Raw genomic sequence first — 19006 nt, forward strand, 5'->3', positions numbered from 1 at the left:
GAAAGGCTTTTGTTTTGGGTGGAAGACCGGGCTCGAACCGGCGACCCTTGGTACCACAAACCAATGCTCTAACCAACTGAGCTACAACCACCATGTAGCACGCATTATTAATGCGAGTGCAAATGTAATTGATTTCAACCGTATCTACAAAGACTTTTTTTAAAATTTTTAAGCGAATTATATAAATAAAATATAACTAGTTGAAAACTAAATTAAATCGGTTAAATTATTAACTGTTACGTAACGCTCTACGGTAAAACCTTCGGCATATTCAATGCCAACCAAACGTCCTAAATCTCTCGCTCGGTATACTATACTATCCGTAAAATTTTTACTTGAAATTGGTGTTTCTGGTTCTTTACTATTGGCATCAAAAAATTGTGTTTTATAAGCTAGTACTGCTTTCATTTTAATGTCCATATAATTAGAAACATCTACAACAAAATCGGGTTCCATAGGTTTCCATTGTATATAATGATAAACTTGTTTTGGTCGCCATACTTTTTGATTTTTTTCTTCTAGTGCTGTTTCAATTTTAACCAAACCACTTAAAAAGCAAGCATCACTTACTAATTTACTACCTTTTCCGTGGTCTATATGCCTATCATCTATAGCATTACATATAACAATATCTGGTTGGTATTTTCTAATTATTTTAATAATTTCTAGTTGATGCTTTTTATCATTCACAAAAAAACCATCAGCAAATTCTAAATTTTCTCTTACTAAAACGCCTAATATTTTTGCGGCTTCATTAGCTTCTGCATCTCTTGTTTTTGCTGTGCCACGTGTGCCTAATTCACCACGTGTTAAGTCAATAATACCAACTTTTTTTCCGTTTGCTATTTCTTTAGCTAAAGTTGCACCACAACCCAACTCTACATCATCAGGATGCGCACCAATAGCAAGTATATCTAACTTCATAAATTTATTTTAAAATATAAAATAACGTTTTCTTTAAATAAAAAAATGCTATTCAAATGTGTTTTTTATAACTTTTTCAATTCGTTTATCTGGTACAAGCCAAATAATGGCGACTAATACAAAAGTAACGCCCGAAATATAGACATTAAAAAATGCCGAAATTATCCCTATTATATAAAAAATAGGAGATACTTTTCCTTTTAAATCTTTACCTAAAGCTTTAGCTAAGATAGATTCTTTACCATGACTTTTTATAATTAAAAATTGCAAGATAAAATATGCTAAAGCTGCACCTAATAACACAATACCATATAAAAATACCGATGCTGATGAGAAATGGTTTTCACCCATCCAACCGGAAACAAACGGAATTAACGACAACCAAAACAATAAATGCATATTTGCCCACAAAATACTACCTGTTACATGCTTTACGGTTTGCATCATATGATGGTGATTGTTCCAATATATAGCAACATAAATAAAACTAAGAATGTAACTTCCAAAAACAGGGAAAAGAGGTTTTAAATCGTCAAAATTACCACCATGTGGTACTTTTAATTCTAAAACCATTATGGTAATTACTATTGCCAAAACACCATCGGTAAATGCTTCAAGTCTGCCTTTTGTCATCAATAAAATTTAATATTATGAAATACTAAATTACGTAAAGTCTCTAAAAAAAGGTAATAATAATGAATTAAAACTTATTGAAGTGCTTCTTTATAAACTCTTAAACAACGCTCTCTAGCAAAGGTATGGTCTACAATAGGTTGCGGATAGGTTAATTCCTGAAAATCAGGTGTCCATTTTTTAATATAAGCTAAATTTTTATCAAACTTTTCTATTTGTGTAGTTGGGTTAAAAATACGAAAATATGGTGCTGCATCTACACCACAACCTGCTACCCATTGCCAATTACCAACATTACTAGCCATATCATAATCGTGCAGTTTTTCAGCAAAATAAGCTTCACCCCAACGCCAATCGATAAGTAAATGTTTGCATAAAAAACTACCAACCAACATACGTACACGATTATGCATAAACCCAGTTTCATTAAGTTGGCGCATACCAGCATCAACCAACGGATAGCCTGTTTTGCCTTCGCACCATGCTTTAAATTCGGTTTCGTTATTTCGCCATACTATACGATCGTACTGCGGTTTAAAACTTTGTGTTGCGGTATGTGGATAATGCCATAAAATGTGCATAAAAAATTCGCGCCAAATAAGTTCTTGCCAAAATATTTGATTTTCTTCTGCTATGGCCTTTTGAACCATTTTTCGAATACTTACTGTGCCAAAACGTAAATGTGGACCTAATTTAGAAGTAGCATCTTGCGAAGGAAAATTACGTTTTGCTTCATAATTTTGAATTATCGTTGGTGTAATCGTATAATTTTCAATAGGTTGATTTGATGGTTTAAAGCCTATTTTTGAAAGTTCCAAATTAGGCAACACCTTGTTTTTTAGCAAGTTATTAAAATGATTTTCGGTATTAAAATTCTTTAAAGTAATAGTTTTAAATTTCGCTTTCCATGTTTTCATGTATGGTGTGTAAACCACATAAGGTGTTCCATCACTTTTTACAATCTCGTTTTTTTCGAATATAACTTGGTCTTTATAGGTTTTAAATTCAATACTATTCTCTTTTAAAAAAGATTCAATTTCTAAATCGCGTTTTATAGCATAGGGTTCATAATCATGGTTTGTGTAAACTGCATTAATCGTATAGTTTTCAATAAGATTTTTGTAAACTTCTATTGGTTTTCCATGCAGAATGGCTAAACTACTATCGTATTTATTTTGCAAAATTTCCCTTATAGCTTGCAACGTGTTGTGAATAAAAGTAACTCGGGCATCATCTTCGGGAAGTTTATTTAATATTTCAGAATCAAAAATAAAAATTGGTAAAACTGGAAAATCACCTTTTAAGGCTTCGTACAAAGCCTTGTTATCATCTAACCTTAAATCGCGACGAAACCAAAATATGTTTACAGATTGTTTCATTTAATATTTGCCAAAAAGTTCTTCAAGCTTTTTAGCTCGGTAATTAAAAATTTCTTCAAGTTTGGGCTTCACTAAAATTGGATGCATTAAGGTTCCTAAAAACCCAAAAGGTAGTTTGTAATCTATAATATCTTCCATTTCAACACCACCTTCAATTTCTTTAATAAAATGTTTATGATGCCAAAGCGCATAGGGTCCAAAGCGTTGTTCATCAACAAAATATTGATTATCTATTACATGTGTAATTTCGGTAACCCACTTAGTTTTTATTCCTAAAACTGGCGTTACAATGTATTGAATAATTTGTCCTGCAAACATGGGCTTTTCGGCTCCAGAAATAATATTAAAACCCATATAATCTGGTGTAATTGTTTTTAGGTTTTTAGGACTTGATAAAAACGCCCAAGCCTGATTAACAGTTATGGGCAAATTTTGTTTTTTATGTAGTGTGAAAATTGTCATTTTTAATTATAAAGTAATATGTAAAGATTTAATGAAGAAGCTATACACAACCATAGAAAATATGGCATAATTAATATGGTTTTAAACTTCATAATTTTTAAATAATCTAACGAAAAAATAGCAATAACACTTGTAAGCGCAAGTATTACCACCAAACCAAAAGCTATTAAATGTTGATTGAAAAAAATGAAGTTCCAACTTACGTTTAAGATAAACTGTACCGTAAAAAGTATTTTTTCTTTAGTATTTGATAGTTGTAAAAAAAGGTAAGCCATGTAAAATGAAAAACAAACCATTATAGTACTCCAAGCAGCTCCAAAAACCCAACCAGGTGGCGTCCAAGGTGCTTTGTTTAGTTGTATATACCAATTAGTTTGCGGACCATTATCCATCAACCAAACACCAATTGCTAAAGCGCCAAAGTTTATTATTAAAAATACTGCAACTAATTTAATTAATTTCATGTGCTTTTTTTAGCTGTTCTATTTTTGGTATTAAGGCTTGTGCCATAGCATATTTTTCATCACTTAGTTTTCTATTAATGCTTGAAAGTTCATACCATTCTTTCATTAACTTTTTAAAATTACTTTCTAATTTCTCAATTTCAGATTTTTTTCTAAATAAATTAAACATAGCTTTTATTTTAAATGATTTATTATTTTGGCATCTAAAGGATTTGTAATTGAAAAATAATAATCAATTAATTCGCCTTTTTTTCCAACTAAATATTTTTGAAAATTCCATTTCACTGTTGAACTTGAACTTCCATTTTTTTCCTTTTGTGTTAACCATTGATATAATGGGTGTTGCGTATTTCCTTTAACATCAATCTTTTCTGTCATTAAAAACGTAACACCATAATTTTGCTTGCAAAATGTTTCTATTTCTTTAAAAGTGCCAGGTTCTTGCCCACCAAATTGATTACATGGAACACCTATAACTACAAGCTTGTTTTTGTAAGTATCATAAAGCTTTTGTAAATCTTCATATTGCCCTGTAAAACCACATTTTGAAGCCACATTTACAAATAAAATATATTTGTTTTTATAATCTGAAAGCTGAATTGATTCGCCTGATAATGAATTTATTTTTATAGAATAAATTGATTCTGTTGGTTCTGTTTTGGGTGATGAACTAAATATTGAAAACATACAAAAAGATATAATTATTAATTTCATTTTTATTTAGATTTTAAAAGATACAATACCAGAATCCATCTGAAAAACTTGTCCTGAAATTGACAAAGCACTATCTGATAGTAAAAATATACCCATATTAGCAACTTCTTCTGGATTCAAGATTTTTTTTAGAGGATGACGCTCTGTAATTGATTCTATCATTTTTTCATTTTTTAATAGTTTTGAAGCTAATTCTGTATTTGTAACTGTTGGTGCAATAGCATTTATCCTTATGGTTGGTGCAAGTTCTGCGCCTAATGATTTTACCAAGCCTTCAACACCAGATTTTGCTGTTGCAATACTTGCATGATACGGCATTCCTAATTTTGAAGCTACGGTACTAAATAGCAAAATAGAAGGATTACTACCCTTTTTAAGTGCGTTTAAATAGTGCTGAATAGCTTTTACTGCACCAAGAACATTAATTTCAAAATCGTCTTTAAAATCATCTATACTCAATCGTGATATTGGCTTTAAGTTTATGCTTCCTGGGCAATAAATTAAACCGTCTATAACTTCAATTTCGGGCAAGTTATCTTTTAAAACATCACAAGTATAGTTTGTTAAATTTGGTGATTGAAATTCTGGAATTGAACGACTAATATTAATAACCTTACAAGTATTGACTAAGTTTTTCACAATAGCATTTCCTATGCCTTTACTTCCACCAATTATGACTATGGTTTTCATATGCATTATAAATTTGCTATTAAATGTTTTCCATTTAATCGTTTTTCTACTTTTCGCTTTATTGCTGTTAAACGCTTCATAATATCCATAATTTGAGCATCTTTTTGGCGTTTATAAATTTCATTTAAACCAAGAATTAATGTCTTTGCTTTTCTTGAAATTTCAATTCTATCGCTTGTTGTAAGTGATTTTAATTTTGTTTGTTCGAATTCTAAAGCTTCATTTATAACATCCATGAGATTAATTTTTAAGGTAATTTTGTAATTCTGCAATTTTTTCGGAAGTATTGAATTTTCCACCAAAATAAGAGGTAACAGTTGCTGATGATTCATCTTTTATACCGCGAGACGATACACATAAATGTTTTGCATCTATAATTACTGCAACATCATCGGTTCCTAAAATTTGTTTTAAATCTTCGGCTATTTGATTTGTTAATCGCTCTTGTACTTGTGGTCGTTTTGCATAGTATTGTACGATTCTGTTTAGTTTTGACAATCCTATTACTTTCCCTGAAGAAATATAAGCCACGTGTGCTTTACCAATAATTGGCACAAAATGATGTTCGCAATTAGAGTAAAACGAAATGTTTTTTTCAACTAACATTTGATTGTATTGATATTTGTTATCAAACAATGCTATTTTTGGTTTATTAGCCGGATTTAACCCAGAAAAAATTTCATCAATATACATTTTAGCAACACGTTCTGGTGTTCCTTTTAAGGAGTCGTCGGTTAAATCTAAACCCATAACATCCATAATTTCTTCAAACAATAAAGAAATTCTGTGTTTTTTTTCTGAATCAGAAAGTTTAAATGCATCTTTCTTCATAGGAGTTTGTAAACCTGTATACAAATGGTCGTCTCCTATATCTTCATGTGAAAATCCATTAAGTTTACGATGATTTTTTTTGTTTACTACTGTTTGTGTATTCATAGCGTCTTTTTTGTGTGCTGTCTTTATGTACTCATCTCATAAAGCAAAGCAGCGTTATCGTTTTGATATTGAGTTGTTTGAAATTATTTTTTGTCGTGAACATTTAAAACGACCTTTATCAAATGTTCTTAATTTTTCATGTTTTGTTTTTCTTCCTTGAACACGTTTTCGCCACATTTTGAAACTACTAAGTTTCATTTGTTTGCGCATTAGTTCAATAACTTCTTGCTCTTTTAAACCAAACTGAATTGTAATCGCTTCAAATGGTGTTCTGTCTTCCCAAGCCATTTCAATAATACGGTCAATATGTTGTTCATTTAATATCATGGTTTAACAGAATATTGTTCTTCATATTTTGCTTTTAAATCTAGCAGCTTGTTAAAAAATAATTTATTTTCTTTTAAGGTGATGCTGTTTTTAAAACGGATATAACGTCCTTGGGCATGTATACTTCTTAAATTTGTTTTATAAATAACTAATTGGTAATAAGGAATAACCCAAGTATAATTTTTTAATGCTTTGTTAATTCTAATTAAAATACCTAATGGTCGTAATTCAATATTGGCATAACTAGCATCATCAACAACGTTTATATATTGTTTCATGTTAGGGCTAACCTCTTCTATAATCATTCTCTTAGAGCCAATACCTTTCATTCTTATAGATTTTATAATACTATAAGGTTTGCCTACTAAGTCATTAATTAGTTCAATATTTACCTTATTTGAATATGTTGTATCTAGTATCATATCATAAATATAATCAAATATACAAAATGTTTAAGTTTTTTAAATAAAGATTAAACAATAATTAACATCTTAAAAAAATATATAGAAAAATAACCTGTATGTGAAGCAATAAAACAAGTTACTTTTTGGGCAAAGTGTGTTTTTTTAGTATTCTGTTTGCCTCTTTTTTTACAATTGTATTTTTTTGAAGGTTCCATAAAATTTTACTGGCCTTTTTTCGGGTTTCATCAATATTAACAATTGGGTTAGGATAATCAATACCTAACTTAAAATTGTAAAAACCCTGTTCCATTTCAGTCATTAAATATGGTTCATGAACAAACTGAGTAGGTAATTGTATCAATTCTGGAATCCATTTTTTTATAAAAACACCTTCAGGATCATGCTCATAACTATTCTTTATTGGATTATAAATACGCAATATGTTAGTGCCAGTTTCACCAGCCTGCATTTGCAATTGTGGAAAGTGAATTCCTGGTTCAAAATCAAGAAACATTTGAGATAGATGTTTGGAAGCATCTTGCCATGGTTGCCATAAATTATGTGTAAAAAAAGATACCACTAAAGCGCGCATTCTAAAATTTAGATATCCTGTTTCATTAAGGCAACGCATACAAGCATCAATCAAAGGAAAGCCTGTAAATCCATTTTTCCAAGCCTCTTGATAGTTTGTTGAAATGTTTTTCTTTAGCTTTTGAAACCCTTTATTAATACTTAATGCTTCCATGGTGTGTTCCATTTCAAACTTTTGAATGAAATGACTTTGCCAACGAAGTCGTGACATGAATGCTTCAAGTGCTTTTTTATCATGTACTATTTCCTTTAAATGGTATGCACGGTGGTAAACTTCTCGAACTGATAAGTTTCCCCAAGCAATGTATGGCGAAATACGACTACAACCTTTTCTTGCTAATACCGGTTTAGATATGTATGCCATATAATTTTTATAACGGCCACTAAAAAATGAATCGAGGTATTTAACACCCATGGTACGACCTCCTTTTTGTAAAGGAGAATTAAGATGAGTCTCTAAACTTGGTGTATTAAATAGTTGCTCTAATTTTTCTACTTCATCAATTGATAATAATTGTTGTTCAGACGGGTTAAATTTTAATGGTTCAACTTCAAAATAGGCATTACATTTTTCAATCCACTGCTCTCTATCTTTTAATCCGCGTTGAACACCATTATTAATATTTTCGTTCCAAGTGATTTGATTGTTTTTACAAAACCTTGAAAACGATTTATCACGCTCGTAAGTAACCATAATACCAGTTTCTTGATGCGAAAATATATGAGTTATTTTAAAATAATTTAAAAGCTGATTGATAACTGGAATCATATCTGATTTAACTACCAACACTTTTGAATTATAATGTTGTAGCTGTTGATTTAAATCGATTAAAGATTGTTTAATAAAATCCCAATGGCGTTCACTGTAATGTGAATCTTCAATAAGTATTTGCTCAAAAACATAGAGTAAAAGCACTGGCTTATCTAAACTTAAAGCATTAAAAATAGCTTCATTATCTTGTAATCTTAAATCGCGTTTAAACCAAACTACACTTATATGTTTTTTATCAGTATGCATCTTGATATTCGATAATATGTTTTGCTTTGTTTTTTAATGCTTTTAGCTCTTCGGTATTCATTTTATCCAAGACGGAATACATCATTTTCATCCTAAAATTGTCTTTTAAAAACATTCGTTTTTCATCTAAAAAATTCCAATATAAACTGTTAAAAGGACACGCATTAGCTTCTGTTTTTTTGTTCTTATCATAATGGCATTCATCACAATAATTGCTCATTTTGTGAATATATGCTGCTGATGAAACATAGGGTTTTGTTGCAATTTTTCCGCCATCGGCAAATTGGCTCATACCCCTTGTATTTGTAAGTTGAACCCATTCTATAGCATCCACATATATACCTAAATACCAAGCATCGACTTCATCAGGATTTGTTTCCGTTAAAAGCGCATAATTTCCTGTAACCATAAGGCGCTGTATGTGGTGCGCATAGCCAGAATTTAAACTATTGGTAATGGCGTTTTTTAGGCAGTTCATTTTTGTATTTCCCGTCCAGAAAAAATCTGCTAATTTGTTGGTATTTCCTAAGGTGTTTAAATTCTTGTAATCTGGCATAAGTGCCCAATACATACCTCGCATGTATTCTCTCCAACCAATTATTTGCCTTACAAAGCCTTCTACTTGCGAGATATGAATGCTCTTTTGGTTCGCTAAATAATAGTTTAAAACAGTTTTTACAACATCTTTAGGAGATATTAGCTTTGTGTTTAAAGCAAATGATAACCTCGAGTGAAATAAATAGGTTTGGTTAGTGTGCATGGCATCTTGAAAATCGCCAAAATGCATTAGTAAATATTCGCAGAAATATTTTAATTGTTGTAAACTTTGAACACGTGTAATAGGATACTGAAATGTATCACTTTCAAGAGTTCCAATGGTTTTAATGTTTGCTTTTTGAATATCGTTTAAAATTTCAGATACGTTATTTTCAAAACTTATAAATGCTGGAATGTCTACTTCTCCTTTCCACTTATTTCGATTGCTTTTATCATAATTCCACTTACCGCCAAGTGGTTGATTAGCAAGCATTAATATGTCGTGTTTTTTTCTCATGTAGCGATAAAAATTCTCCATGAGATATTGTTTTTTTCCTTTAAAAAAATTAGATAATTCGTTGCGTGTTGTATAAAAATGCTCTGAAGAAAAAACCTTATGTTGTATGCTTAATGTTTTACAAAAATCGTTTAGTTGTTTATCAAGACGATACTCATCAGGTTCTTGATATTCAAAGGTTTTGATGTTGTATTTTGATAGGAGTTTTTCAATATTATGTGTAAGGCTTTGCGTGTTTTCTGCATCATTAATTTTGAAATAAACTACGTGGTGATTTTTATGCCTTAAATCTTCTGAAAATTGACGCATTGCAGCAAAAAAGCCAATTACTTTTTGAATATGATGAGTAACATAATCTGTTTCTTGGCGCATTTCAAACAGGCAATACAACACATCATCATCTGTATTTTTAAACCACGAATGTTTTAAGTTAAGTTGGTCGCCTAGTATAAGTCGTAAAGTTTTCATTCAAAAAGTGTGTTTTGAAGCCAAATATTTTGATATTTCCCTTGTGGATCGTAACGTTCGACTTGCATTTTTATATTGAATTTTCGGTCTCTAGGATCATTACCAACACCAGAAACATACATCCAATTTCCGTAATTGCTATGTACATCATAATCAACAAGCAAAGCTTCAAAGTAAGCAGCACCAATACGCCAATCGATTTCAAGTTCTTTGGCAAAGTAGGATGCTACATTTTGTCTACCTCTGTTACTCATCCAACCTGTTTTTTTAAGCTCTATCATGTTGGCATTTACAAAAGGCTCTAAAGTGTTACCATTTATCCAATTAGTAATGTTGGTTTGGTTTGTATTCCAATGGTATTTACTATTTAAAATGCCATGAATTTTGAAAATATTATTGCCATGTTTAAGTGAAATATATTTAAAATAATCCCTCCAAATAAGTTCGAAAATAAGCCAATATGTGGAGTCGTTATGAAAGTGTTCTTTTTCAAACTGTTTTACTTCCCAGTAAATGGTTCGTGCAGAAAGACTACCATTTGCTAGCCAAGGTGAGAATTTGGAACTAAAATCGGCACCTATTAATCCGTTGCGAGTTTTTTTATAAAATCCCAATTTTTTAGTTTCAAAAAAATAATTTTGAAGTCGTTTTAAAGCACACGTTTCTCCACCTAAAAAAGGAAATGCAGTTTTTGGATGGGTTTTAAATGCTTCAAAGCCTAAATCTTGTAAAGTTGGGATGAAAGTTTCTTCCGTTTGAATTACATGTTGATTTGCTACTGGAGACAAAGCCTGATTACGAACAAAGCAGTTTTTCTCTAAATACTTTCTAAAATTGGTAAAGACTTCTGGAATTTGATTTGCATTAATCTTAATATCATCTGGATGGTACAAAAACTGGTCATAATTTTCAATAACTGAAATGCTAGTAGGCAGGTTATTTGTTAAATTTTGCAAAACAGTTGCTTCTTCTTGAGTCCATTCTTTTTGAGTGTAAATAGTTTCAATGTTGTATTTTGAAACTAAAAGCGGGATAATGTCTTCAGGCTTATTATAGTAAGTGAGTAGATTGATATTTAAATCTGCTAAATTTGATTTTAAATTTGCAACCGATTGAATTAAAAATTGTGCTCTAAACTTTTCGGTTTTTTTAAACCCATAGTTAGTTATTTCAAAATCTCTGGGATCAAAACAATAAACAGCAATACAAGTTTTATATTTAATACACGCTTCATACAAAGTGCTATTATCATGAACACGTAAGTTGTTTTTAAACCAAACCAAGGCTATTTTGTTTTGTTTCTCCTGCATTTTTCGCTACAATATTTAACGTCTATCCAATTTAATTCCCATTTTTTTCGCCATGTAAAAGGCCTATTACAAACAGGGCATATTTTTTCTGGTAAATGTTGCTTTTTCAAATGCTAACCAGCTTATTTATCATTCCATTAAAAATAAACCCATGAAAAGGCAAAACACTATACCAATAAATACGTCCCCAAAGTCCACGAGGTCTAAATGTGGCTGTTTGTTTTAAAATGCCATCTTCAATTTTAAATTCTAACCATGCTTCACCTGGAAGTTTCATTTCGGCATAGAGCAATAATTTTTTTTCTTTTTTATCACTAAAAATAACACGCCAAAAATCTAAAGCATCACCTGTATTTAATTCTGAAATATGGGTTCTTCCGCGTCTTAATCCAATACCACCAACTAGTTTATCTAGATAACCTCTTAGTTTCCATAAAAAATTGCCATAATACCAACCAGTTGTTCCACCTATAGACCATATTTTATTGATGGTTTTAGTTTCATCAAGTATATTTCGTTGTTTAAAATCTTTAAAACAACCATACTTTGGTACGTTTATGTATTTGTGAAAATTGGTATTCAATCGACCACTACTTACCATAGAATCTTTCCAACTAGAAATAATACTGTTCTGCTCTATTTTCTCAAATGCTAATGAAACAGCTTCATTATATGTTATAGGTTCTATATTTAAAATTGTGTTTATGTCACTTTTTTTACCCACTATTTCTACACCCATACTATCAACTAATGTTGAAGCTAGTTTGTATGATGTTGATGTAACAAAATATAGCCAATATGATGATAGTTTAGGCGTCATTACTGGTACTGTTAAAATGTAACGCTTTAAACCTCTAATTTTAGCAAATTCTAAAAGCATTTGCTTATAGGTTAAAATTTCGGGACCAAAAATATCGAAGCTTTTATTGTAAAGTTCTTGGTTTGTTTTTGCTTTTGATAAAAATGCCAGAACATCTCTTACCGCTAGTGGTTGCGTTTTAGTGTTTAGCCATTTTGGAGCTACCATAACTGGCAATTTTTCAACCAAATCGCGAATAATTTCAAATGAAGAACTTCCAGAACCTACTATAATGCCTGCTTTAAAAACAGTAAGCGCATAAGTGTTTGATACTAATAATTCTTCAACATTTTTTCTAGATTGTAAATGTTTAGATAGGTTTTCCTCATTGGTAATACCACTTAGGTAAATGGTTTGTTTTAACTTAGAATCATCAAAATATGTTTTAAAATTTTCGGCACATTTTGCTTCTAAAATTTCAAAATCTCTTGATGTATTCGACATGGAATGTATAAGATAATAAGCAACATCAATGTCTTTTGGAATGCTATTTAAAGTTTCGGGTTTTAAAAAATCTGCTTCAACAATGCTTATATGTTCGTCATCTAAATAGGTTTTATCTGCTCTTAACGCATCTCTTACAGCACAAACTACGTGGTGTCCTTCATTAATAAGTATTGGTATAAGTCGTTTACCAATGTAACCTGTAGCACCTGTAATTAGAATTTTCATTTTTTATGTTTTAATTGAAGCTGTTTTTTTTGGTCTTTGGTATTCTAAACGTGTTTTTAATTTAGGAAGTGTATAGCCATCTAACCCATTAATAGCTATAGTATTTGCTTTTGATAGGTTTACAAAACCATCGTTTTCTAATAAATAATCTTCAATATATAAATCTAAAATTTCAGCTATAACTAATATGGTTCCGTTTGCTTGTATGGGGTATTCTTCAACATATTTCATAGCCATTTGTACAGGAGATGCATTTACAAATGGTGCAAAAAAATTGTTTTTATAAATTTCTTCTAGGTTAGTAACATCAAATTCTGAAACATTGGAATTATATTTTGCCGATGTGTGATGCGCATCTTCCATAATAGTTTCATTTATATGATTTATGGTGAAAAAACCCGTTTCTTTTATATTATCATAAGTATTTCTAATAACGGTTGTTGGTCTTAAAAAGAAACCTAGCAATGCCGGATTGGAACCAATATGTGTTACCGAACTAAATATGGCTACATTACTAATACCGTTTAAAGATTTTGTGCCAATTAAATTAGCCGATTTAAAACCTGAACAACTGTTTATAAGATTGATTTTATATAAATGCTCTAGCTTATTAATATCATTTTGACTAAAATGTGGCATTATAAGTTTTTAAAATTGTTAATCTTTACATGTTTCGCTTTTAAATCGAACATTAAGTTGTATAATCCAAAAAAAGTACGATTTATATAGATAAAATGTTTAGAACCACGATTTCCATTCATTTTTTTTAATTCAGTGTTTTTGGAATAACGCTGACCTAATTCTGCAATTTTTCCAAAAAAATCACTATCAGAAAAATCGAAGGTTTCCACATGAAACGGTTGTGTAAATAAACTTAAAAGCTCATAAAACATTTCGGTAAAAAATTCAACTTCTTCTTTTGAATCGTCTTCACGTAAAATTTCCAATTCGTATAATTTTTGAACAAAATATTTTCGATTTGAAATATTTTTTGGTTCGGCCAATTCAAAATAAGGTACATAAAAATCATCTGGAATGGTTTTCATACAACCAAAATCGAGCGCGATTAATTCTCCATTTTCAGAAACTAAAAAATTTCCAGGATGCGGATCTGCATGAACTTTTTTAAGTTTGTGTATTTGAAACATGTAAAAATCCCAAAGTGCTTGCCCAAGTTTATTAGCCGTTTTTTGGTTGGTATTATAAGCAGTAAACTCCGAAAGGTGTTCACCGTGCATATAATCCATTGTTATGATACGTTCAGACGATAATTCTTCATAATATTGAGGAAACAACAGGTTAGGAATGTGTGAACAAGTAGCAGCAATCTCCTTGCTTTGTTGCATTTCTAACACATAATTTGTTTCCTCAATTAATTTTCCTTCAACTTCCTTAAAATATTTATCCGAGTCTTTTCCCTTAATATTAAACATTTTCATAGCAATAGGCTTAACAAGAGCCAAATCGGACACAATACTTTGTGCAACGCCTGGGTATTGGATTTTCACAGCAAGCTTTTTTCCATTTTTTTCTGCAATATGTACCTGACCGATACTTGCAGCATTTACAGATGTTGCGTTGAAGGAATCATATAATTCATTTGGTAGTTTACCAAAATAATTTTTAAATGTTTTTAAAACTAATGGTGGCGATAAAGGCGGAACAGAAAATTGTGCTAATGAAAACTTTTCTACATAAGCCTGCGGCATGATGCTTTTTTCCATACTAAGCATTTGAGCTACTTTTAATGCGCTTCCTTTTAATTGTTTTAGGCTATCATAAATATCTTCAGCATTATTTTCATTAAGTTTAGCTCTGGCTTCATTTTCTGTTTTTGTTAGTTTATCACCATAATATTTTAGGTAATTAACACCAACTTTAGCACCAGTTGACACTAGTTTTGAAGCACGACTTATTTTTGAAACAGGTATAGAATCAATTGTTTTCATGGGCATTTTAGTTCATGTGCATTTTTTCTTTGAAAATGAATTTCCCAAAGTCAATTACACTTTTTAAAGGCACGATATTCAGAACATCAAAACTGGTATTAACAGATTTTTCAATAAAAATATCAGTCTTTTCAAAAGAAGCAGACGTATCATCCAACCAAAATTTTATTGTTAAAAGCAATTGTACCCAAGCAGATTCTTGTATTGCTTTATTTTGAATTTTTTCTAATTGTTCTTGTTTTACATCTATGGTTTCAATACCTAAATTACTAATGTAAGTAGTGAAACTTTTTCTAAGTTCAGACAGCAACGCTAAACCTTTCATGCTATTTTTATGTTTATGAAGTGCATAAACAACATAGCTTCTATTAGCAGTTAAATTTTCGAAAAAAGTAAAATAAAAACTTAGTAGTTTGTTTCTAGCATCAAAAGATTGATAATCGTCACTATTTGTTAATGCTGAAATTGAATTATTAAAAAAAGCATTAAAAATAGATTTTTCAATAGCTTCAAATGAACCAAAATATTCATAAAATTTAGCTTCCTCAAAATTATTTGTCTTAGCAAACGCGTAAACTGAATTTGGATTTTCGTTGTGTTCCAAAACATAATCCATATAAAATGAAATGATGTCGTTTTCTGAAATAGTCTTCTTCTTTGCCATAATAATAAATTATATAACAAAGATACATAATGTTTAACATTTTTTAATAAAAATTAAACAAAAATTAACTATTAAAAATTTCTAACACTTAAAAACTTATAAAATATGCTATTGCACAATTCTTGCTTGAAAGAATTTTTTACTTAAAACAACTTTATTTATAAACACAAAGGCTTGGTAAAAATCGTCTTTAGGTAGGTTAAAAATATCATGACCTCTATTTAAATAACTATACAAAAGAAAACTTGTGTTATTTGTTTCTAACTTTTCGGCAATAATTTTTGAGCCATTTAATAGCAAAAAACCTGGCGATGTTGGCAAACAAGATTGATGTGAGCTTATATCGTATGGTACAACCTTATCATTTATACCATGATACAATACAGTAGGTATGGCATTATTTTTTGAAATTAATTCAGCTTTAGGTATGGCGCCTGAAATAGAAATGATTGCTGCTGGTTTTATTGCCTTATAAATATCTGTATTTCTTAATAAAAACTCTCTATTATACGCAATGTTTAAAGCTGTTTCACCACCTGCACTAACACCAAATAACACTATTTTCTTATCGTCTATTTTGAAAGATTCTTTATACTTTACAAGATACAATAAGGCATTTAACAAATCTTCAGAGGCATTAGAAAATACCTTTAATTTTCCAGTTGCAGGATAGCTACAGTTTATTAATTTATTTTTTAATAAACGATAGTCAACAGAAGCTACAACATAGCCTTTTTTAGCAACAGTTTCAGCCATATATATTAATGAGCCATCATTTCTTGAGCCAGAAATAAAGCCTCCACCATGTAATATAACAAAAAGTGGTCTATTCCGTATTGAATCTGTTATTGGTTCATAAATATCCAATTTTAAAGTATCTTTATCTCTAATTGAATAGGTAAATGTTTTAGATGAAATACTATCAAAAACCTTATCAACATATCTAGTTTGCGAAGTAGCGATAAATGAAGAAAATAATATGAAAAATGTAATTATCTTTTGATTCATTGTGTATTGTAAGAGTAAATAATTTAAGTAGTGCAAAATTTGGGCTAAAGTAAGCGTAAAATTGTATTTACGAAACACCATTAATAATAAATTCAAAATAATGAAAACATTTTTAAGCAGCATTTCTAAAACAGAATTTCAAGAAAGCGAAAAAGTATATGCTAAAACCATAAGAAAATCTATTTTTGAATTAATAAAAAAAGATCATCCTAATTTTAATTCTAAAAGCTTAATTGCTATAGTTGAATTAAATCAATACCGAGAAAAATATATTGCCAATTATTTAATGCAAGAAGTTGGTGAATTAAATGAACTTGAAGCCGATGTTTTAAAAACTTTGCAAAACCATGAAACTATTTCAAGTAAAATTGACATTGAATCTGATAATTCGGGGTTTTCATTTGGGCAACGATTGGCTGATAAAATTGCAACTTTTGGTGGTAGCTGGAAATTTATAATCATTTTTGGTGTTTTTATTCTTATTTGGATGCTTATCAATATTATATTTTTAGCAAACAAAGCTTTCGACCCATATCCGTTTATTTTACTTAACTTGATGCTATCATGTTTAGCAGCCTTACAAGCACCTGTGATTATGATGAGTCAAAACCGACAAGAAGAAAAAGACAGAGAACGCTCTAAACAGGATTATATGGTGAATTTAAAATCGGAATTAGAAATTAGAATGTTACACGAAAAAATAGATCATTTAATTGTACACCAACAACAAGAACTATTAACAATACAGCAAGTACAAGTTGAAATGATGGAAGATATTATGAAACAACTAAAACAAAAATAGAAATAAACAGAAAAAACTTAATTTAAGGTTTCGTTAACATTTCAAAAATAAGTATTGCTTAAATTTATAAAATCAATAAAAAACTAAAACAAAAAACATATTTCATATGAAAAAACTACTCGTATTTTTATTAGCCTTAACAGCAACTTTTACTGTAAATGCTCAAATTGTAACACCACAACCAAGTCCGTCAAGCAAGTTGGAACAAAAGGTTGGATTAACCGATATAACTCTAGAATATTCAAGACCAAACATGAGAGAACGTGTTATTTTTGGCGATTTAGTGCCTTACGGAAGTATTTGGAGAACGGGAGCAAATTTAAGAACAAAAATTACGTTCAGCACAGATGTATCAGTTGATGGTCAACCACTTAAAGCTGGCACATACGCTATTTTTACAAAACCTGAAGCAACAAGTTGGGATGTTTATTTCTATACTGATTATGCAGGTGGCGGCGTTCCACAACCTTGGGATGAAACAAAAATAGCGGCAAAAATAAATACGCCAGTATACCCAATGCCAATGAAAATTGAAACGTTTACAATGACTTTTGATGATTTAACGAATGATAGTGCTGTATTAGGAATGCTTTGGGAAGGTGTTTATGTAGGCGTTAAATTGGATGTACCAACTGATGATATGGTACTTACCAGTATAAACGATGTTATGAATGGTACACCAACTGCTAACGATTATTACAGTGCTGCAGTTTACTATTTACAAACCAACAAAGACATAAAACAAGCAAAAACTTGGATAGACAAAGCTATTACCATGGCAGGCGATAAAGTAGCGTTTTGGCAATTAAGACAACAATCATTAATTTATGCGAAAGCTGGAGACAAAAAAGGTGCTATTGCTGCTGCAAAAAAATCATTAGCTGCTTCTGAAAAAGCCGGAAATGCCGATTATGTAAAAATGAACCAAGATTCTTTAAAAGAATGGGGAGGTATGTAATTAAAGCCTTTTAGAATATTATATTTCTAGATTCTCTAGATTAAAAAAATGCAACTCGAAAAGTTGCATTTTTTTTTAATCTTCTTCTTCCAAAATAAATATTTCTTCAACTGAAACTTCAAACAATTTTGCAATTTTTAAAGAAAGTATAGTAGATGGCACATATTTATTCTTCTCCATAGCGTTTATGGTTTGCCTACTAACTCCTATTTTTTCTGCTAAATCTGCTTGAGTAAAATTATGTATGGCGCGTTGTATTTTTATATTATTCTTCATCGCTATTAGATTTTAGTTTTAAAAAATTAAAGCGAACAATAAAGAAAATTAATGGTGTAAACATATTATAAACCAAAACAGTGAAAAAATTACCTTCATAAATAAATATAACGGTTAGGAAAAGAATAATGTAATTAAGTAAAATTGCCCAAACTAACGATTCGTGTCTTAACTTATGAATGAATTCATCTTCAATCTTTTCCTTTGAAAAACCCACTAATAAACCTCCAATAATTATTAAAATTGAAATAATTTCATCTAAGAATTCAAATCCGAAATTATTGATTAAATCCAAATTAAAGATATCTTCAGTTGAATCGAAAATTTGAAGAAATACACCTATAATGATTCCTGTTAAAAATAGTACCCAACCAATTTTTTTGTACTTGTTTGGTAATAAATAATTTGTTTTCATAATTGTTCGTTTTAAAATTAATTTACATG

Annotated in this window: 25 protein-coding genes and 1 tRNA gene; 2 read left to right on the top strand and 24 right to left on the bottom strand. The window is 30.1% G+C overall.

Annotation, left to right across the window (positions count from 1 at the left end; translation table 11 throughout):
• Positions 1-16: 16 nt before the first annotated feature.
• The 22 genes from ACFQ1R_RS12505 to ACFQ1R_RS12610 form a co-directional block, all read right to left on the bottom strand.
• A tRNA-His gene (locus ACFQ1R_RS12505) sits at positions 17-92 on the bottom strand.
• Positions 93-207: 115 nt separating this feature from the next.
• Entirely contained in the window at positions 208-924 is a 717-nt protein-coding gene (gene bshB1, locus ACFQ1R_RS12510; RefSeq protein WP_379926576.1) for a bacillithiol biosynthesis deacetylase BshB1, read from the bottom strand.
• A gap of 48 nt (positions 925-972) precedes the next feature.
• Complete coding sequence (locus tag ACFQ1R_RS12515; RefSeq protein WP_379926577.1) at positions 973-1557, bottom strand: TMEM175 family protein; 585 nt, start codon at positions 1555-1557, stop codon at positions 973-975.
• Between the two features lie 74 nt (positions 1558-1631).
• On the bottom strand, positions 1632-2936 hold the full coding sequence (locus ACFQ1R_RS12520) for a cryptochrome/photolyase family protein (RefSeq protein WP_379926578.1): 1305 nt from the start codon (positions 2934-2936) through the stop codon (positions 1632-1634).
• Positions 2937-3398 (bottom strand): SRPBCC family protein, encoded by a 462-nt coding sequence (locus ACFQ1R_RS12525; RefSeq protein WP_379926579.1) that lies wholly within the window; start codon positions 3396-3398, stop codon positions 2937-2939. It lies immediately after the preceding gene.
• Between the two features lie 2 nt (positions 3399-3400).
• Positions 3401-3862: a TspO/MBR family protein gene (locus ACFQ1R_RS12530; RefSeq protein ID WP_379926581.1), complete on the bottom strand. Its 462-nt coding sequence runs from the start codon at positions 3860-3862 to the stop codon at positions 3401-3403.
• On the bottom strand, positions 3849-4031 hold the full coding sequence (locus ACFQ1R_RS12535; protein ID WP_379926582.1) for a Lacal_2735 family protein: 183 nt from the start codon (positions 4029-4031) through the stop codon (positions 3849-3851). Before ACFQ1R_RS12535 ends, ACFQ1R_RS12530 begins: the two co-directional genes overlap by 14 nt.
• 5 nt (positions 4032-4036) lie before the next feature.
• Positions 4037-4549: a glutathione peroxidase gene (locus ACFQ1R_RS12540; RefSeq protein ID WP_379926661.1), complete on the bottom strand. Its 513-nt coding sequence runs from the start codon at positions 4547-4549 to the stop codon at positions 4037-4039.
• Between the two features lie 33 nt (positions 4550-4582).
• Positions 4583-5266, bottom strand: coding sequence for an SDR family NAD(P)-dependent oxidoreductase (locus ACFQ1R_RS12545; protein WP_379926583.1), 684 nt, complete (start codon positions 5264-5266; stop codon positions 4583-4585).
• Positions 5267-5271: 5 nt separating this feature from the next.
• Positions 5272-5502 carry a hypothetical protein gene (locus ACFQ1R_RS12550; protein ID WP_379926584.1) on the bottom strand — a complete coding sequence of 77 codons (231 nt, stop codon included), beginning with the start codon at positions 5500-5502 and terminating at the stop codon, positions 5272-5274.
• Between the two features lie 4 nt (positions 5503-5506).
• Positions 5507-6202: a GTP cyclohydrolase I FolE gene (gene folE / locus ACFQ1R_RS12555; protein WP_379926585.1), complete on the bottom strand. Its 696-nt coding sequence runs from the start codon at positions 6200-6202 to the stop codon at positions 5507-5509.
• A 54-nt stretch (positions 6203-6256) separates the two neighbouring features.
• The gene (locus ACFQ1R_RS12560; RefSeq protein WP_379926586.1) at positions 6257-6529 is read right to left on the bottom strand and encodes a TIGR03643 family protein; all 273 of its coding nucleotides are present in this window, start codon (positions 6527-6529) and stop codon (positions 6257-6259) included.
• Positions 6526-6951, bottom strand: coding sequence for a hypothetical protein (locus ACFQ1R_RS12565; RefSeq protein WP_379926587.1), 426 nt, complete (start codon positions 6949-6951; stop codon positions 6526-6528). Before ACFQ1R_RS12565 ends, ACFQ1R_RS12560 begins: the two co-directional genes overlap by 4 nt.
• Positions 6952-7069: 118 nt before the next feature.
• Positions 7070-8542 (bottom strand): cryptochrome/deoxyribodipyrimidine photo-lyase family protein, encoded by a 1473-nt coding sequence (locus ACFQ1R_RS12570; RefSeq protein WP_379926588.1) that lies wholly within the window; start codon positions 8540-8542, stop codon positions 7070-7072.
• Positions 8532-10064 carry a cryptochrome/photolyase family protein gene (locus ACFQ1R_RS12575; RefSeq protein WP_379926589.1) on the bottom strand — a complete coding sequence of 511 codons (1533 nt, stop codon included), beginning with the start codon at positions 10062-10064 and terminating at the stop codon, positions 8532-8534. The genes ACFQ1R_RS12570 and ACFQ1R_RS12575 overlap by 11 nt, the downstream gene beginning before the upstream one ends.
• Positions 10061-11374 (bottom strand): DASH family cryptochrome, encoded by a 1314-nt coding sequence (locus ACFQ1R_RS12580; RefSeq protein WP_379926591.1) that lies wholly within the window; start codon positions 11372-11374, stop codon positions 10061-10063. Before ACFQ1R_RS12580 ends, ACFQ1R_RS12575 begins: the two co-directional genes overlap by 4 nt.
• A complete protein-coding gene (locus ACFQ1R_RS12585) occupies positions 11350-11484 on the bottom strand; it encodes a DUF2256 domain-containing protein (protein WP_379926592.1) in 135 nt (44 codons plus the stop codon). The genes ACFQ1R_RS12580 and ACFQ1R_RS12585 overlap by 25 nt, the downstream gene beginning before the upstream one ends.
• Entirely contained in the window at positions 11481-12905 is a 1425-nt protein-coding gene (locus ACFQ1R_RS12590; protein WP_379926593.1) for an SDR family oxidoreductase, read from the bottom strand. Before ACFQ1R_RS12590 ends, ACFQ1R_RS12585 begins: the two co-directional genes overlap by 4 nt.
• A gap of 3 nt (positions 12906-12908) precedes the next feature.
• A complete protein-coding gene (locus tag ACFQ1R_RS12595) occupies positions 12909-13544 on the bottom strand; it encodes a flavin reductase family protein (protein WP_379926594.1) in 636 nt (211 codons plus the stop codon).
• A complete protein-coding gene (locus ACFQ1R_RS12600; RefSeq protein WP_379926595.1) occupies positions 13544-14854 on the bottom strand; it encodes an ABC1 kinase family protein in 1311 nt (436 codons plus the stop codon). Before ACFQ1R_RS12600 ends, ACFQ1R_RS12595 begins: the two co-directional genes overlap by 1 nt.
• A gap of 7 nt (positions 14855-14861) precedes the next feature.
• Positions 14862-15518 carry a TetR family transcriptional regulator C-terminal domain-containing protein gene (locus ACFQ1R_RS12605; protein ID WP_379926597.1) on the bottom strand — a complete coding sequence of 219 codons (657 nt, stop codon included), beginning with the start codon at positions 15516-15518 and terminating at the stop codon, positions 14862-14864.
• Positions 15519-15626: 108 nt separating this feature from the next.
• Positions 15627-16526 carry an alpha/beta hydrolase gene (locus ACFQ1R_RS12610; protein ID WP_379926598.1) on the bottom strand — a complete coding sequence of 300 codons (900 nt, stop codon included), beginning with the start codon at positions 16524-16526 and terminating at the stop codon, positions 15627-15629.
• Between the two features lie 100 nt (positions 16527-16626).
• Between ACFQ1R_RS12610 and ACFQ1R_RS12615 the strand changes: the two genes are divergently transcribed.
• Both ACFQ1R_RS12615 and ACFQ1R_RS12620 read left to right on the top strand, forming a co-directional pair.
• Positions 16627-17328 (top strand): DUF1003 domain-containing protein, encoded by a 702-nt coding sequence (locus ACFQ1R_RS12615; protein ID WP_379926599.1) that lies wholly within the window; start codon positions 16627-16629, stop codon positions 17326-17328.
• Between the two features lie 106 nt (positions 17329-17434).
• Positions 17435-18286 (top strand): DUF2911 domain-containing protein, encoded by an 852-nt coding sequence (locus ACFQ1R_RS12620; RefSeq protein ID WP_379926600.1) that lies wholly within the window; start codon positions 17435-17437, stop codon positions 18284-18286.
• A 75-nt stretch (positions 18287-18361) separates the two neighbouring features.
• Here the strand turns inward: ACFQ1R_RS12620 and ACFQ1R_RS12625 are convergent, their stop codons facing one another.
• Positions 18362-18562, bottom strand: coding sequence for a helix-turn-helix transcriptional regulator (locus ACFQ1R_RS12625; RefSeq protein ID WP_379926601.1), 201 nt, complete (start codon positions 18560-18562; stop codon positions 18362-18364).
• Entirely contained in the window at positions 18552-18977 is a 426-nt protein-coding gene (locus ACFQ1R_RS12630) for a hypothetical protein (RefSeq protein WP_379926602.1), read from the bottom strand. Before ACFQ1R_RS12630 ends, ACFQ1R_RS12625 begins: the two co-directional genes overlap by 11 nt.
• Positions 18978-19006 lie beyond the last annotated feature (29 nt).

The sequence above is a fragment of the Mariniflexile jejuense genome (genome assembly GCF_042675665.1).
GTDB lineage: Bacteria > Bacteroidota > Bacteroidia > Flavobacteriales > Flavobacteriaceae > Mariniflexile > Mariniflexile jejuense.